The 17,245-nt window shown below is 42.5% G+C and carries 15 protein-coding genes; 7 read left to right on the top strand and 8 right to left on the bottom strand.

What is annotated here, in order from left to right:
* Positions 1-14 precede the first annotated feature (14 nt).
* The 5 genes from EQY75_RS03905 to EQY75_RS03885 all read right to left on the bottom strand — a co-directional run bounded on the left by EQY75_RS03905 (position 15) and on the right by EQY75_RS03885 (position 8,546).
* Positions 15-2,024, bottom strand: coding sequence for an adenylate/guanylate cyclase domain-containing protein (locus EQY75_RS03905; RefSeq protein WP_246019990.1), 2,010 nt, complete (start codon positions 2,022-2,024; stop codon positions 15-17).
* A complete protein-coding gene (locus EQY75_RS03900; RefSeq protein ID WP_129603048.1) occupies positions 2,021-6,529 on the bottom strand; it encodes a S8 family peptidase in 4,509 nt (1,502 codons plus the stop codon). Before EQY75_RS03900 ends, EQY75_RS03905 begins: the two co-directional genes overlap by 4 nt.
* A 289-nt stretch (positions 6,530-6,818) precedes the next feature.
* A complete protein-coding gene (gene aroQ / locus EQY75_RS03895) occupies positions 6,819-7,238 on the bottom strand; it encodes a type II 3-dehydroquinate dehydratase (protein WP_129603046.1) in 420 nt (139 codons plus the stop codon).
* Between the two features lie 76 nt (positions 7,239-7,314).
* Positions 7,315-7,905 carry a porin family protein gene (locus EQY75_RS03890; protein WP_129603044.1) on the bottom strand — a complete coding sequence of 197 codons (591 nt, stop codon included), beginning with the start codon at positions 7,903-7,905 and terminating at the stop codon, positions 7,315-7,317.
* A gap of 134 nt (positions 7,906-8,039) precedes the next feature.
* Positions 8,040-8,546, bottom strand: a complete 507-nt coding sequence (locus tag EQY75_RS03885) for a hypothetical protein (RefSeq protein ID WP_129603043.1) — start codon at positions 8,544-8,546, stop codon at positions 8,040-8,042.
* Between the two features lie 138 nt (positions 8,547-8,684).
* Between EQY75_RS03885 and xerD the strand changes: the two genes are divergently transcribed.
* The 4 genes from xerD (at position 8,685) to EQY75_RS03865 (ending at position 12,348) form a co-directional block, all read left to right on the top strand.
* Positions 8,685-9,581, top strand: coding sequence for a site-specific tyrosine recombinase XerD (xerD, locus tag EQY75_RS03880; RefSeq protein ID WP_129603041.1), 897 nt, complete (start codon positions 8,685-8,687; stop codon positions 9,579-9,581).
* Positions 9,582-9,668: 87 nt separating this feature from the next.
* Positions 9,669-11,093, top strand: coding sequence for an amidohydrolase (locus EQY75_RS03875; protein ID WP_129603039.1), 1,425 nt, complete (start codon positions 9,669-9,671; stop codon positions 11,091-11,093).
* A gap of 102 nt (positions 11,094-11,195) precedes the next feature.
* Positions 11,196-11,690 carry an RNA polymerase sigma factor gene (locus tag EQY75_RS03870; protein ID WP_129603038.1) on the top strand — a complete coding sequence of 165 codons (495 nt, stop codon included), beginning with the start codon at positions 11,196-11,198 and terminating at the stop codon, positions 11,688-11,690.
* 7 nt (positions 11,691-11,697) lie between these two features.
* Positions 11,698-12,348 carry a hypothetical protein gene (locus EQY75_RS03865; RefSeq protein ID WP_246019988.1) on the top strand — a complete coding sequence of 217 codons (651 nt, stop codon included), beginning with the start codon at positions 11,698-11,700 and terminating at the stop codon, positions 12,346-12,348.
* On the opposite strand, the gene EQY75_RS03860 is transcribed toward EQY75_RS03865, so the two are convergent.
* Positions 12,345-13,154 carry a lysophospholipid acyltransferase family protein gene (locus EQY75_RS03860; protein WP_129603034.1) on the bottom strand — a complete coding sequence of 270 codons (810 nt, stop codon included), beginning with the start codon at positions 13,152-13,154 and terminating at the stop codon, positions 12,345-12,347. The two genes, EQY75_RS03865 and EQY75_RS03860, sit on opposite strands and share 4 nt — an antisense overlap.
* Before the next feature lie 24 nt (positions 13,155-13,178).
* On the bottom strand, positions 13,179-13,820 hold the full coding sequence (locus tag EQY75_RS03855) for an NUDIX hydrolase (RefSeq protein ID WP_129603032.1): 642 nt from the start codon (positions 13,818-13,820) through the stop codon (positions 13,179-13,181).
* A 28-nt stretch (positions 13,821-13,848) separates the two neighbouring features.
* Between EQY75_RS03855 and EQY75_RS03850 the strand changes: the two genes are divergently transcribed.
* Positions 13,849-14,550 carry a peptidylprolyl isomerase gene (locus tag EQY75_RS03850; RefSeq protein ID WP_246019986.1) on the top strand — a complete coding sequence of 234 codons (702 nt, stop codon included), beginning with the start codon at positions 13,849-13,851 and terminating at the stop codon, positions 14,548-14,550.
* A gap of 27 nt (positions 14,551-14,577) precedes the next feature.
* On the opposite strand, the gene EQY75_RS03845 is transcribed toward EQY75_RS03850, so the two are convergent.
* Entirely contained in the window at positions 14,578-15,192 is a 615-nt protein-coding gene (locus EQY75_RS03845) for a trimeric intracellular cation channel family protein (RefSeq protein ID WP_129603028.1), read from the bottom strand.
* A gap of 135 nt (positions 15,193-15,327) precedes the next feature.
* On the opposite strand from EQY75_RS03845, the gene EQY75_RS03840 reads away from it, so the two are divergent.
* Positions 15,328-15,825, top strand: a complete 498-nt coding sequence (locus tag EQY75_RS03840) for a CIA30 family protein (protein ID WP_129603026.1) — start codon at positions 15,328-15,330, stop codon at positions 15,823-15,825.
* A gap of 56 nt (positions 15,826-15,881) precedes the next feature.
* Complete coding sequence (locus EQY75_RS03835) at positions 15,882-17,177, top strand: Zn-dependent hydrolase (RefSeq protein ID WP_129603024.1); 1,296 nt, start codon at positions 15,882-15,884, stop codon at positions 17,175-17,177.
* The last annotated feature ends 68 nt before the right edge of the window (positions 17,178-17,245 follow it).

Below are 17,245 nucleotides of genomic sequence, written 5' to 3'. Positions count from 1 at the left end.
TTGTAGTGTACAATTTAAGCATTTACTTCTTTTTCTGATTTCGCATGGCGGATTATTTTCCTCCCCTTTACAAAATACATGGACATTTTGCCCTTATTTTTAACCTCTACTTCTCCCCTGAATTCACAATCGTAAACGTTTTTGATGATCTCATAAGTATTCTCCGAGATATTGATTCTTCCTGGCTCAGACTTGGTCTCCATTCGCGATGCCACGTTTACTGCATCTCCCCAGATGTCGTATGCAAATTTATTTAGTCCAACCACTCCGGCAACCACGGTACCGGTATTGATCCCTATCCGTACATCAAAGGGAACAATATCCTCTTTGGGCCTGATTTTGATTTCTTCCATAACCGCAGCCATTTCTATCGCCGCCTCAATCATTTTAAAGGGATGATCAGAAGTTGGAAAAGGCAGACCTCCTGCACACATATAGGCATCACCTACGGTTTTGATCTTTTCCAGACCGTATTTATCCATAATCTCATCGAAGCGCGAGAAGTAATAATCCACACTTTTTACCAGGATCTCCGGATTAAGGTGTTGTGCATGAGAGGTAAATCCTTTAAAATCTGAGAAAAGAATGGTTACCGATTCGAAGCGTTTGGCGGCTACTTTACCCTTTTCTTTCAGCTCCCTGGCCGTTTCTTCGGGGAGTATGTTCAACAGCAGTTTTTCAGATCGATCTTTCTCGTCTTCAATAATTTTATTTGTCTTTTTTACATACTTGTATCGGCTATAAGCCCCAACAGCCATCACAAATACCAGGATAAGAGAAATTATAGTACCATAGATCACGTATTTCTGTCTTTTTGCCTGCAGAGTGGCTATTTCCTTCTCCTTATTCAGAAGGCCAATTTTATCCTGATTCTGCTGATTTTCAAAATCAAACTGCAGCCCTCTTATTTTGTCGTCAGTTTCCTTGTTATAGATCGAATCTTTCTGGGCTAAAAACAGGGTCTGGAATGTATAGGCTTTATTATAATCTCCTTTGGAGGCGTAGGTTTCAGATAAGCCCCTGTAGATATCTCGAAGACCTTTATTCGTCTCCAGTTCAATGGCCAGGGATTCGGCCTCATTGTACAGATCTACAGCTTTACTGTAATTTGATGCTTTGTACATCTCTCCCAGGCCAATAAGGGCATGTAGCAACTCGAGTTGCTGATTTTTCTCTTTTGCGGTTCTATAGGACAGAGTTAAATAGTCAATGGCTTTGGCCCGATTACCCAAAGCATTTTCAATCATTCCCATTTCCTTTAGTATATGAGCGTAATCGGAAGTATTCTCGGTTAAGGGCAGGGCCCATTGATAGGCCTCCAGGGCCAGATCATACTTTTTTAACTTATTATAAATTTCACCGACCCCCATATAGTAGTAAGTTGTAATCTGGGGGTTATCAATTCCGGGGAGGTACTTTTCCATACGTTGGAAGTACTCCAGGGCCTTGTCGTAATCTTTCAGATCGCCATATACTGCGCCAATATTAGGCAAGACAGATGTGATCCTGAACGTATCCTTGACCTTTTCTGCGTAGTAGAGAGATTGCAAATAATAATCCAGGGCTTTATCGCTTCCACCCTGACTTAAATACACGCCTCCCAGATTGTTGAGGATGTTAGCCATGCCACTGGTGTCCCTAACCTTTTTATAACTTTCTAAAGATTGGTTCCAATGGTCCATTACAGCCAGGTAATTCCCCTGATAGAAATATCCCAGACCTATATATTTTTGAGCTAAAGCCTGTCCGGAGTCGTAATTAATATCATCGGCAAGATCATTGGCCTCCATGGCATATGCTATAGCTTTGTCTATATCCTCATTAGAAAGGACAGCCAAGCTTAGCAGGTTCAATGTATTTACCGCCGATGTATCCCTGGAACCCTTTTCAAGAATATTCTTTAAGCTATCTATTTGTGTTTGCTGTGCACGAGACCAAAAAGAGATAAAAAGCAAAGCCACCATCAGAAAAATTCTGTTGGTATGGCTCTTGCGATAATTGATTGCGCTTTCCCTTATTATCATTCTTTAATGATGGTATATACCTGAACATCATCCTGCAAACTAAAACGAAGTATATACATTCCGTTATTATAAGCACTCATGTCGATTTCGTGGGTGAGGGGTCCTGATCTGCCGTCTAAAGTTGTCGAGAGATGTAAGATACCAAATATATCGAAGACATCCAGGGTAAGCTGTTCTGGTAAATTCTGATCGATAAACAACAGGCCATTTACAGGATTGGGATAAATAATAAAGGAGTTAGTAAAAAACTCGTTGGTTATATATCCAGCATCACAGCGGTTAGAATTTGAATTGGCCGTGGAGGTTGTAGAACTCTTATGCGTACTATCCCTGCTGGTTAGCTCCCATTTCATCGTATTTCCGTCAAATCGGATCTGAAAGGTATTCTCCCCTGGAAGGAATATAAAGGGAAGTCCTCCGCCATTGGATGCCGGACCCGTCAGTAGATTCTCCGGACCTTCCAGAATATAAATGGTTTCATCATTTGGATTTATATAGCGGTAATGTGCTATATAATTGAGTCCGTCCGGATCACCAAAATTTTCCTCCACACAGTCCAAATAGGTTCTAATCTTGCGCAATTGGTCCCCGCCAGGATTAATATAAAGCACTCCGGTCCGTTCATAGTTGATTTCGTAATTCTGAGGATTCTGAATGGTAATAAAGAAGATTCCGGTAGCTCCGGGAGTATAAGCTACGCCGTTTGCATCTTTAAACAGATAGGGAATGCCATCAGGGAATACATCAGCAAGAGTCTCATCGTATTCATAACCTTCAATACTAATATCTAGTAAGGATGTATCTATATCTTCCCCCTGATCAATCACAAGATCACCAATGGAAATATCAAGTCTGGCGGGATTGACAATAATCGTACCCGACTTGTAAGTTATGTTAAAGTTGTAAGCAATAGGATCGAGTATGGTCCCCGCGAAGGAGGAGTGGAATTCCGGTAAGGGAGTAACATCGAGTCCTGTTATCAAGTTAAGAGAATAAAATCTGGAAATTGGCGTATCATCATCACCATCATAAACGATAGCAAAAACTTCTGAATAGTCATTCAAATCTGATTCCCCGCCCAGTTCACTGTCATTTACAAGGGCTTTAAATCCATTTTGAATTGAACCGAAAGAAGCATTGCCACTAAAGAGGTCTTCACTGTTGACCAGGGCTTTAAAATCATTAACAAGTGCTTTAAAACCATTGGTTAGATAATCTGAATAATCTTCAAAGTGTGATGTATTGAGGTTGACCAGATTCATTTCATTCACGAGAGCCTTAAATCCATTCTGCAACGTCCTCTCTGTGGATATCCAGCTACCATCCTCTAGCAAATTCAAAATCGCGAGCTGTTCGTCGTTGACCAGGGCTTTAAAACCATTAATCAGGGCCAGGGTATTCTCCGGAAAGAAGTCGGCGGAATGGGCCTCCGAAATGGCTGAAAGGAATGCAGTGTTATCCGCAATATTTGTATTGTCGTAATTATAGCTCAAATTCAGGTTTATAGCCTCACCATAGGTTACCTCCAGCGGATCAGGAATAATTTCAAGGTCTTTTTTAGCAACTGAAAGAGAACCGCTTTTAAAATTTACTACATAGTCTTGCAAAGCGGTCAACTGATCGGCACTCGCATTTTCCAGGTCAAAAGACGGGAAGACGACGTAATTCCCGATTTTTGGGAACGGAGGCGTTGCTGCCGTCGTATAGATAATATCCGGTAGTCCGAGGCTTTCGAAGGTCACCCCTTCTGGTAATCCTTCAACGGTAAAGCTAAAGTCATAGTCCTGGCCGTATTCTACATCGATATCTTCCGCAATTACATTTATAGCTATAATTCCATCATCCAACAAAAAAATAGGATTAGAATTTCCGCCATCCGTCCCTAAAGGAACTGTAGAGTTTGTAAACACTGTAACGGGATCATTGCCCGTAAAAGGTCCTACCAAAACTTTTATCTCCGAAGGATTCTCGGGGTCATAAAAAACTATCGGCAGTTCATCCTCGCCGAAGAAAACTGTAGGATCTTCAGGAAAGAAGTCCCCATTGATAGTAAGTTCAAATTCATCTGCACTGATTACCGATCCTTCTTCCGAAGTAAATTCGATAGTAAAGTCACTGATTACGCCTGTTTGGGTTGCTATCGCTTTAAAGGTATTTTCTGCATTCACAATACCATCGCCCAACTGAGATTCGTTCCCGACTTTATCGGCGTTATCCTTGAATAGTTGTAATATATCTACTCCCGAATTTGTGCCGTACCAGGCCGGTAATGCAGATTCCATCAAGGCAAAAGCAGCTGCCACATGAACTACGGAGGCAGAAGTACCAAAGAAGTTTTTAAAGTCATCATCGTCAACAGGTATCCCATCCACCTCGTTCTGCCCTATGGTAGTTACATTGGTATTTACCCCATCATAAGAGGACAATGCCACCTGAGGAGTAGATCCGTCAGAAATAGTGCCGGCAAAAGATGAAAAGCCCTGAGGTTCGGGAGCATCAGCTTTACGAAAGTCCACTGCCCCTATAGCCAGGGCCTCAGGAGTCAGCGCATGTCCCGTAATGGTCGGGGCACCATCGAAAAAATCCAGGACCTCCAGATTATTTTTCACAAAGATGATATATCTGAAAGGAACTGAACCCGGATCCCCGTTAGCACTAGTGATCATAAAGTTCGCTACACCGTCATCGAGTGCCTTAAAGGTAATATATTCCACGGGGTCTTTCCCGTCCTCCGTAGTTTCAGTATCATTATCATTGTAATAATTATTACCTACCAAAAGGCGTTGCTCACCGTCTACTACCCAAATATCAAAATCGTTTCTGGCTCCTAATATGTTCTCCTGCGAGGCAAAGTCGTCCTTCCATTGCAGGACGATCATATAGGTTTCTCCGTTTTTTACACTAAACCTTTGATATATATTATCTACTCCATCAAAGGCGTGTGCCACCGTTCCTTCATCAGGTATAAAATCAGGCAGATCAACGCCGTTAGCCGAAACAAAAAGTGATTGAAAAGCGGCGTCAGAAAAATTTCCAGTTGAGGTAAAATAGTAATTTCCGGCGGCCCTGAATTCCTGTATTGCTTTTCCGATATTGCTTATCCCGAATGCAGGTTCTCCGGGAAAAGTGATGTCATCTAGAGCAATCGTATTTACCGATGGAATTAAATTTTTTACACCCAATTCAAAATCTCTGGGTGATAGAACGGCTGTTCGGAACGCCAGATTGGCACCAGGAGCAATATCATGTGCAATTTGAAGCATAGCCCTCCCCTCATCTGATAATTGTCCGAAAGTATACGGGTATTCCTTAATCACATTTACCGGTGTATTGTATCCATTGGGGTTGCCATTTCCGGCGATACCCGGCAGATCCCCGTTCCCTACGTCAATAGCTTCATTGCTGGGTTGTCCAGCTTCCGGAGGATTTGCATCAAAACTGTTGGAAAAGACCACAATGTTAACGCCGGTTCCATCAACAGCTATACTTTCATCCCCATTGACGATCTTGAAAGAACGTCGGACGATATCTGATTTCTGTGCTGCATCGCCCTGAGTTATTGCATCTCCTGTGTCCTCCTCCTCTCCTGATGTAAAAGGAGTGTAGAGTGCCTGTACTGACTTAATAAGGTCGGGATAATCTGTAAGCGCCGGCATAGGCGGATCCGGAGGGGGTGGAGGAAGTATTTTGTTTATTGGAAACAAAACATCAATCGCAGCTAATTCTTCAGAAATAATCAAGGAAGGATTAACTATAAAATCAGAGATATTTGGCTGGATGTTGTACTGAAGGCCAAAGGTATTGATCAGTAAATCAATGACGTCCTGAGTTTTACCATCAAAAGGTACGATCTGAATAAGTACTTTTTCTTCCGGACTGATCTGATAGATCAGGGACGAAGGAGTATCTCCTGCAGTACCTGCAGCAAGTGAGATTAACTCTGGACTTATGTAACCTTCTGTTTTACCATTACCCGGGCCAATTACCGGTACAATAAAGGGATCGCCTTCACATACCGGAGAATTTAAGGTCGCTCTGATCTTTTGATCGCTTGAGCCACCAAAGGCGACGGTCCATTTGGCATGCCCGTTATCTGCGAAGACAACGGATAAAACATTGTCATGCGTACCTGGTTCGAAGGAGAAGATTCCCGGAATTTTTTGAATACCGTCAAACTCAGAATCCTCTATTTTGTCGCTAAGGAAGATGTAACTCGCATCTGGCAAAACAGTTATTGTTTTATTGGTAGGGTTGGTATACCCGAATTTAGCAAGATAAAGTCCGTTCCCGATATTTTCTGCACAGGTAAAGAGGGTCACTTCTTCATTATTTGCACCCTTTGAGCCTTTGTTCCCTTGCTGGCCAAAGGAGGTGCCAATACAGCACAGAACAAGCAATAATATGAATGTGATCCTAAAATGAGCTATGAAATTCTTCTGGAAAAACCCCGAATTTACAAAAGGGTTATACCCCTCATTAACTGAGTAATACTTTGTGGTTTTCATTGTTGGTTATTTGGTTTATTATCCCCTTGATTCGTTCCCTTTTCTCGACTGTCGATATTTAAAAAATACGCAATCGAAAAACCGAACCAAAAGGCTTACATAACAACGGTAGGAGTCATTCTATGGAATTCTAAATTATTGATTTACAATACCATTAAGAGATGATGAATTTGGGAGGACAATCTTAAAGATAAGACAAAAACAAATATAGTTAAGGTTTTTTCTTAAGAAAAGTAAGGTTTAATCTTAATTTAAAGTAGATTTCACTTACTAAATCTACACCAGGGCTTTATTTTAAGAAACTGTGGATAGCGAGATCGTACGATGCCAGGCCAAATCCAAGGATGACACCTTTGGCACCAGCGGAGATATGGGAGATGTGCCTAAAGTCTTCTCTTTTGAAGGTATTAGAGATATGAACTTCCACCACAGGGGTTGAAATAGCCTTTACCGCATCCCCCAACCCTACCGAAGTATGGGTATAAGCGGCTGCATTCAGAATAATGCCATCGTAGCTAAATCCCACCTCCTGCAACTTGTCAATGAGTTCGCCTTCGATGTTCGACTGGAAATACGCGAGTTGTACCTCCTTAAATGTCATCTGCAGCTTTGAAAAATAGTCTTCAAAACTCATATCTCCGTAAACATCAGGCTCACGTTTTCCCAACAGATTTAAATTGGGGCCATTGATGATGATCAGCTTTTTCATTGGGTAAATGTATCAAAAAAAGGAACAAAAAAAAGAAGCCCACCAGGGGCTTCCGTAAATCCTTGTTTATTTTGAATTAAAATCTGAATCCAACGGCAAAAGAAAATACGTTATTGGTGTTCGAAAAATCTGATGAATCGGCAAAATCGTTAATGTTAGCGATCCCGAAGTTGTAACGGGCTCCTATATTTAGTCCGCTGTCAAATTGGTATCCCAACCCAACATTCGCACCAAAGTCGATATTTTTTATATCATCCTTGATGTCATCTTCCCCCGAAAGACTCATAGATTCAAATTCTTCTTTTGCTGATAAGAGATATCCTATTTGCGGGCCGGCTTCTACGAATAAACCATCGTTTACATAAAGTTTTCCCATAACCGGAAGGTTTAAGTAATTGAATTTAAATGTACCATCAAAGCCTTCACTTTCAGTATAATCTGCCCCTTGCTGAGAAAAAATTAATTCAGGCTGAACACTAAACGTGTCTAAGATCATACACTCTGTATATGCCCCAAAAAATACTCCAAATCTTGAATCGAGGTCATCCGTATCATCACCTCCTACTGAGGCAAAATTAGGTCCGGCTTTAATACCCCAATTACAGGTAGCACAACTCGTCAATAAGGCCGTAGCGGCCAGAACGGAAAAAAAGATTAATTTTCTCATAATCCTGTGGTTTTTAGTTGGTTAACAGGAGTAAGATACTAATAAATCAAGATATTTCAAACAAGGTGATGCCACTAAATTATACTGAGCCGGGTTTAGAAGTCTTAAGCTAATTTGAAATTTAAATAAAGTGATTAGAGCCTTCTTGGCCTCACCTGAATAGTATGGAGAACGCCCACATTTACGGTAGACCAGGTGGCACCTTCGAGCTGTATCCCTGTGTAGGAGAAATTCACTTCTGTATTTGTCCCAAAGAGATAACCGATAGTAGGACGGTAATATAATCCTCCATCATTACCGTCGTTGATCCCAACGGCATAGCCTACATCTCCTCCAAAAGAAAAGGAATTGGAAGGCCAGATCCGAAAAGAAGCTGCAAGTGGCAAGAACTGTATACTAGGCAGGTCGGGGCCAGCGTCAAAATTATCAGGGAATCCATTGATGAATCCCGTCATAACCCCTGCATCCACTACCTCACCAAGGGCATGCATATAACCGACGTCAAATCCGGCGGAAAGCACAACGGCATCGCTGAAGTCGTTAAAGGGAAAACTTCCGTGCAATCCAATTTTTATACCTTCTTGGGCTACAAGACTTGTACCGAAGAGTATGGCCGTTAAAACGATAAGAAATTTCTTCATTTGTATTTAGCTGATGGTTAGGTCACAAATCTATATTCTTAAGTGATCAACTCCTTATTTTTGTTGCCAAAACCCCAAAATAGGTGGTAGAATAGACATTTGTATTTATTTGTATAAGGAAGCCAGTATCTTTAAGCCATGAAATGGGAACAGGCCATAGCAGATTACAAACACTACCTGAAATTAGAAAGGGGGCTTTCGGAAAATACCCTGATGAATTATTTAAGGGATGTTCGCAAACTCGTCAGCTACCTAGAGGAATTAGATCAGAAAATATCGCCTGTTAAGATTGAGCAGGAAATACTCTTACAATTTGTTTACGAGCTTGGAAAATCGGTTTCTCCACGATCACAGGCCCGAATAATCTCCGGATTGAATAGTTTTTTTAACTACCTGGCCTTTGAACAGTATCGTGAAGACAACCCTATGGAGCTTATAGAGTCTCCCAAATTGGGAAGAAAACTACCCGACACCCTTTCTGTTGAAGAAATAGATACCCTGATAAAAGCTATCGACCTATCTAAGGCTGAAGGAGAGCGAAACCGCGCTATGCTGGAAACACTCTACGGTTGTGGACTACGCGTCTCAGAACTCATTCAGCTCCGGATCTCAGATCTGTTTTTTGAGGAAGATTTTATCAAGGTCACCGGAAAAGGAGATAAGCAGCGATTTGTCCCTATTGGCAAGGTGAATCAAAAATATATCAACCTATATCGTTACCAGGTAAGAGTACATCAAAACATCCAAAAGGGGAATGAAGACATCTTATTCCTAAACAGGAGAGGAAAAGCACTGAGCAGAGCAATGATTTTTACTATTGTAAAGCAATTGGGAGTAAAGACAGGATTGAGAAAAACCATCAGTCCGCACACCTTCAGGCATTCCTTTGCCACTCACTTACTTGAAAATGGGGCCGATCTGCGAGCAATTCAACAAATGCTCGGGCACGAGAGTATCACGACAACGGAAATTTACATGCACGTAGACCGCACTCACCTCTCCAGGGTCATGGAACAATTTCATCCCAGAAAATAAGTTCGTGAGGCGTGAGATAATTGTTATTCTTACTGCTGTGAATTACCTCCTCATTTTATATATTTAGCATCACCTAAAAACACAAGCATGAAATATACGCTCTTCCTTGCCTTCGTTCTATGTGCCTTTTTTACTATACAGGGACAAAAATCCACCGAAGCCGTTATCGAATCACTTAACCAAAAGGCCGGTGAATACGGTAATATCGCTCAAAATATCTGGAATTTGGCTGAAATGGGCTATCAGGAGGAACAGAGTTCAGCCTTGTTACAATCCACATTGAAACAAGCGGGTTTTAATGTTGAAAAGGGGGTTGCCGGTATTCCAACTGCCTTTATCGCAGAATACGGAAGTGGGTCACCTGTAATAGCGATACTGGGGGAATATGACGCCCTACCGGGTCTGTCGCAGGAAGCAGTCCCTATGCAAAAAACCGCCGGCAAGGCTGCAGGACATGCCTGTGGACATCATTTATTCGGCACAGCTTCCACTGCTGCGGCCATCGCGGTAAAAAACTGGATGAACGCTAATAAAGTAAAAGGCACCATTCGTTTTTATGGTTGTCCTGCCGAAGAAGGAGGAAGTGGTAAGGTCTATATGGTACGCGAGGGATTATTTAATGACGTTGATGTTGCCCTTCATTGGCATCCAGGATCCTCAAATGCCGCAAGCGCCGGAGCGGCCCTGGCCAATAAATCGGCTAAATTCCGCTTTTACGGGGTATCGGCGCACGCAGCCGGAGCACCTGACAAAGGCAGATCTTCCCTCGATGGCGTGGAGGCTATGAATATGATGGTCAATATGATGCGTGAGCACATCCCTCAGGAAGCGAGGATCCATTACGTGATTACCGATGGGGGAAAAGCCCCCAATGTAGTGCCCAACTTCGCTGAAGTATATTATTATGCAAGGCATTATTCCCGGGATGTGGTTATTGAAATCTTTGATCGCATCGTCAAGGCTGCCGAAGGTGCTGCCATGGGTACGGGAACCACGATGGACTACGAAATGATCGGAGGTACTCACGAATTGTTGCCCAACCTCACCCTGCAAAAGGTAATGCATGAGAATTTGAGTGATATAGGTGGTATTACCTATACAGATGAAGAGAGAGCCTTTGCTGAAAAAATCTCATCCAGTATGGGGTATGATTCCCTGGACGAAGAAACAGCGAAAATGGTTCAGCCCTACGAGACAACAGCCAGGGCTTCGGGATCAACTGATGTCGGTGATGTAAGTTTTGCGGTTCCTACAGTGGGAATGCGTGCAGCCACCTGGGTTCCGGGGACTCCTGCCCACAGCTGGCAGGCGGTTGCTGCCGGAGGAACTTCCATAGGCAACAAGGGAATGATGGTAGCGGCTAAAGCTATCAGTTTAACAGCAATCCAACTCTTTGAAGATCCCAAATTGGTAGCAGTAGCCAAGGAAGAATTTATCAAAAGAAGAGGAGCTGATTTTAATTATATTCCCTTATTGGGAGACAGGAAGCCGGCACTTAACTACAGAAATTAAAAGGATTTCCATAGCCTTATTTTTAATAAACGCAGCTTTTTTTACTTCTCCTGTAACTAAGCGGAGGAAACTTATACTAATCTTTTTGACACTAAGCTTAGAGTGAACAAAGAACTGGAACACCAATTTGTAACCGAACTGGAGAGCAATCAGAATATTGTTCACAAAGTGTGTAGTTTATATACGCATAACAGGGATGCACATAATGATCTGTTTCAGGAAATTACCATCCAGCTTTGGAAAGCCTACCCGAAATTCAGGGGGGAGTCCAAATTTAGTACCTGGATGTACAGGGTAGCCCTGAATACGGCAATCACCCTGTATAGAAAATCAAAGAAAAGTGTGCCTACTCAGGATTACGATTCAGTCATCTTTAAAATTAAGGCAGAAGAATATGATCCCGAAGAAGAAAAACAGTTGGCCCTGATGTACAAAGCTATAAGGCAGCTGGGCGATATTGATAAGGCCCTGGTCTTTTTGTACCTGGAAGACAAAAGTTACCGGGAAATATCACAGACACTGGGTATTTCTGAGGTAAATGCAAGAGTGAAAATGAATCGTGTCAAAACAAAATTAAGAACAATTCTAAATCCCTGAGACTATAATGGATGAATTGGAATTGCTGAAAAAGGACTGGAAGAAACAAGGGCAGGATTTGCCCAAATTGTCCTACGATGAGCTTTATGCAATGATATGGAAGCGATCTTCCTCTATTGTGAAGTGGATTTTTATCATTAGCATAATCGAATTTGCTTTACCGCATCTACTTTACCTCATTCCTTCGGCCAGGGAGGGAATCTCCTTCTATGACGACCTGGGCTTAAAATACGTAGTCCTGGGACTAACTGTACTTCAGTACGTGGTAGTCTTTTATTTTATCTTTCAATTTTATCAGCGATACCGGGAGATCACAGTTCTTGACAGCGCAAAGGAACTCATGCGTAAAATAATCCGCACCCGGAAAACGGTTAAGAACTACATTGTTTTTGCCTTGTCGATTTTTCTCCTCACTTTCCTGATCATCGCCATAGGAATTCTCTTTAGTGATGGGGATAGTTTTCTACAGGTATTTGAGCTAGAAAATAAATCAGTCAATATGACCGTTCAGCAATTGAAGTTCCTGATTTCAGGCGTAATGGTTGCAACAGGTGTTGTATGTACTGCCCTGCTGGGTCTTATATACTTTTTGATCTACGGCTTGCTGCTCAGAAAACTGGGGCGAAACTACAGTGAGTTAAAGCGCCTTGAGGTTTAAGCCTTCTGCCGCCATTTACGTTTTTTGTTTTCCTCCTCATAGGCTAACAATTCTTCTGCCGGGATCACCTTTAAAAAGGATGGATGCTGCTCAATGGCGAATTCCAACTTTTCTATAATCGCTTCTACCGTATCATTATCATAATCGATCTCCAGGGGCTCTTTGATCACCAGGGATTGAAGTATTCCCTTCTTTTTTACATAGAGGCCCTTTTTATCGAAGGATCGCCTGAATCCGTCAATGACTACCGGAACTACAATGGGTTTATACTTTTTTATAATATGAGCTGTGCCCTTCCTAAGGGGCTTCCAGGGGGTAGTGGTACCCTGCGGGAAAGTGATCACCCAGCCATCCTGAAGCGCCTTTCCGATATTGGAAATGTCACTCATTTTTACCTGCCGGTTGACGTTTTGTCCATCTGCCCGCCAGGTACGTTCAATACTTATAGAACCCACATAGGCCAGGACCTTGGTCAAGAGACTTTTTCTCATGGTCTCGGCTGCCGCGACATAATAAATATTCAGTTTCGGATTCCAGAGGTAGCCTACATTTTTAATGGTATCCGCTCGTCCGCTAAGGCTGGCATTAAAGACATGGAACATGGCAACCACATCAGCAAAATAGGTTTGATGGTTACTCACAAAAAGTACACCCTGGCCGGGCAAATCCCGTACTATCTCAGAACCTTCAATTTCCAGAGTATTAAACCCTTTGTAACGCTGATGCGTCATAATCCCCAGAATGCGGATCAACCATTTTTTTACAAATAGGATATGACCAAATGGATTTCTCTTGAATAAAGGCATAGGCACAAAACTACAAAATTAGGCTTATAACACCTGCTTCATCAATTCCCTAATCTCATTTAGCATCATAGCAGTGGCACCCCAAACCGTATAACCATTAAAATTGAAGGCCGGAACCTCGATTTCGGAGGCATATGAGGTAGACAGGATTTGAGAAGTGAGATAGCTATTATCCATAACCTTATTCAGCGGGACTTCTATCAAATGTTCTACCTCATCTTCCTGTATGATAAAAGGTGCAGGATCAGCGTAGAGGCCTACGTAAGGCTGCACTTCAAAATTACTCGGTGGAATAAAAACCTCACTTACACTTCTGATGACCTCTATTTTTTCGGGTAATACTCCAACTTCTTCATAGGTCTCACGCAGCGCCGTGTGAAGAATAGAAGCATCCCCTTTCTCTTTTTTCCCTCCGGGGAAGGCAACCTGACTAGAATGCACTCCTTTATAGGTACGCCTCATGATTAACAACAAATGTGTCTGGTAGGCTTCCCCTGGATAAAAAAGGGCCATGACCCCTGCCTTTTTAGGGTTTTTTCTGATAATATTTCCTTCTTCCAGTTCTCGGATACGGATTTCTGGTGCCATTTTATAGTGTGCATCCCTGCCCGGAAGTGGGAGATTTTTTATTTTTGATATCTGTTCAGAAAACTTTATAAAATCCATGATTTTTCAAAACTTGAGGTATCTGGCAATGATAGTACTAATTTTAGCACTAGCTTGCGGAGAAACTCCTAAAGAACAAACTTCAGAAAGCATTGATATAATTACTGAAGACAGCCTTAATGAAGTCACAAAAATAGTACAACAGAAGGACACCTCCGTCATTGAGGAAAAAGAACCCTTTGTGCTGACAGAAGAAAATGCCATTGATTTCTTTTTTGATTATCAGAAGGGACTACCCACCACTCGTATTAAAATTACAACCAGCCTGGGGAGTTTTGTTGTCGAATTATACGACAATGTACCCTATCACAAAGCCAACTTTATCTACCTCACAAAGAAGGAATATTTCAACAATACCATGTTTCACAGGGTCGTAAAGGATTTTATTATACAGGGAGGAAATGCCGATAACCGGAAAACTGCCGCAAAGCGCAGAGAAATAGGGCGATATCTTTTACCCCCCGATACCCGTAAGGGGCATAAACACCACCGCGGTACCATTTCCATGCCCAGTAGTGAGATCGACAACCCACATATGCTGGCGAGTCCTTACGAATTTTTTATCGTGGTGACCAAACCGGGATCGTACCATCTCGATGGGAATTACACCCCCTTTGGCAGGGTTGTAGAAGGAATGGATGTGGTTGACCTGATCAACCAGCAACCTGTTGACGACGGCGACTGGCCTTCAAAGAATATCTATATCACTAAGGCTGAAATTCTCAAATAGAGATCGTCTAGTGCGAAAGCAACCCACTTATGCGCTCTTATTCCTGTAGATATTGGGCAAGGCAATTTTGTACTTTACCGCTAAAAGCCTGATTCCAATGACAACGATTATGCTGGCTACAAATGAATATTCATCTATGATAGGCAGTCGTGTAAGTAAAAAGTAAGACCCTCCTCCCAGAATACAGGCGGTAGCATAGATCTCCTTGCGAAAGATTACAGGGATCTCATTACACAAAATATCCCTGATCACGCCTCCAAAACAAGCTGTGATTGTACCCAGTGCAATACACATGATAGGGATCAATTCGGCCTGCAGGCCTTTGTCTATCCCTACCATGGTATATAGTCCGATACCAATGGTGTCAAATAAAAACAAGGACTTCCTGAGATATCGCAACCTTTCCTGCAGAAGAATGGCGAATATCACAGCCCCTAAAATAGTGAAGGTATAAATGGAATCCTGCATCCAGGCCACCGGAGTGTTCCCTATAAGCATGTCTCTCAGTGTCCCTCCACCTACTGCGGTGACAAAGGCGATTATAAAAACACCAAAGAGGTCGAGTTTCTTGTCCATGGCCACCAGCACCCCTGAAATGGCGAAGGCAATGGTCCCTAAGATATCAATAGTCAGGTAAAACATGATCAAGTGCTAAGCGGCGTTAAAATAACTACAAATTATTCGTATGACCACCACAGTCCTATATTTTCTCCTATTTTTAAGGTAATTCAATTCAGCTGATGTATGCCGGTCATCTATTTAATCTTCTACTTGCTTATGGGACAAGCCTCTTTTACTCTATTTCAATTTTCTGATAGCAGCGATATTTCCAAGTGGCAGGTAGTCAATGACGGGGTGATGGGCGGACTTTCCAAAGGCAGGATATCCCTTAACGAAGAAGGAAAAGGAGTGTTCCAGGGGTTTGTTTCCCTAGAGAATAACGGTGGCTTCTCCCTTGTTCAATACAGTTTTAAACCAAAAGCTGTTTCCGACTTTACCTCCCTTGAAATAAAACTAAAAGGAGACGGGAAAAAATACCAGATCAGGGTAAAGTCGAGTTCCTCACAATACTACAATTACGCCTATACTTTTGAAACTACAGGAAAATGGCAGACCCTAAGCATTCCTTTTAAAGCGTTTATTCCACAATTCAGAGGAAGACAATTAAATATGCCGCCTTATCCGGGGCAAGAAATGGGAGAGGTTGCGATTCTGATCGGGAATAAGAAAGCCGAGGAATTCAGGATTGAGCTCGATCACATCCTGCTGAAATAATTGGGAATCTGTCTTATACCCCTATAATTTTATATCTTGTTTTAAAATCCCTTATCATGAAAAAGAACTATTTCTTGTTCATACTCTGTATGTCCTATGGTGTGCTTTCCATTGCCCAGCAAGTCCCGCAGGTAAATCAGGAACGCCTGGAAAAGACCTTATTTACCCTGGCCAATTACGGCGTGAAAGAAAACGGAGAAACAAATCGCGTGGCATTTAGTGATGCTGATCTCGCAGGACGCGCTTATATCATTTCGCTCATGCAAATATCCGGATTGGAGGTGAGTGTGGATTACGCCGGAAATATTATCGGGAAAAAAGTGGGAAAAGACCCTGATCTAAAACCTATTGGATTTGGCTCGCATATCGACATGGTTCCCAACGGTGGTAACTACGACGGATGCGTGGGTTCTTTGGCAGCTATAGAAGTCATCAGAACCTTAGATGAAGCCGGAATTCAGACCGAACACCCCCTTGAAATATTTATTTTTTCGAACGAAGAGGGAGGAGTGATGGGAAGTCGGGCCCTTGTGGGTGAGTTAAACGAAGATGCCCTTACCGTTGTGAACAGTACAGGGTTTTCTATGCGTGAAGGCATCAACAGGCTTGGAGGAAATGCAGATCGGGTCTGGGAAGTAGAACGGGAAGAAGGGAGTTTAGCTGCTTTTCTGGAACTTCATATTGAACAGGGAGGGATTTTGGATCGCGAACAGATCGATATTGGAGTTGTCGAAGGAATCGTTGGCATTAAATGGTGGGATGTTAATATCAAAGGCTTTGCCAACCATGCAGGAACCACGCCTATGGCATTGAGAAAAGATGCCCTGATCTCTGCTGCCAAATTTGTTCTTGCTATTAATAAAGTGATTAAAAGTTATGAAGGGAATCAGGTGGGGACAGTGGGCAAGATCGAAGCCTTTCCTGGAGCGCCTAACGTGATCCCCGGAGAAGTGAATTTAAGCCTTGAAATTAGGGATCTTTCCTCAGAGAAAATCAAAAAATTATTTGAGGATATAAAAACACAAGCTCAAGTCATTGAAGAAGAAATGGAAACCCCTTTTACCTTTACCCCTATCGATGCGACTTCAGCTCCGGCCCTCACCGATAAAAAAATCCAGGAGCTCATCGCCGGAGCGGCTGAAGAGATGGGTTTAAGCACGAAGCAAATGCAGAGCGGTGCCGGACACGACGCCCAGGATATGGCTCGAATTACACCGGTTGGGATGATCTTTGTTCCCAGTGAAGGGGGTATCAGCCATTCGCCCAAAGAATATACTTCTCCCACCGATATGGCCAATGGGGCTAATGTTCTTTTGCGGACCATCTTAAAGCTAGATCAGTCCTGGTACTGAATAGTACAAACATGCCGGAGTTTTGTCCTTATCGATTAGACGGTATTATTTTCATTTTACAAATTACT

This window comes from Muriicola soli (genome assembly GCF_004139715.1).
GTDB classification, from domain to species: domain Bacteria; phylum Bacteroidota; class Bacteroidia; order Flavobacteriales; family Flavobacteriaceae; genus Muriicola; species Muriicola soli.
This window is presented reverse-complemented; position numbering and strand designations above follow the sequence as displayed.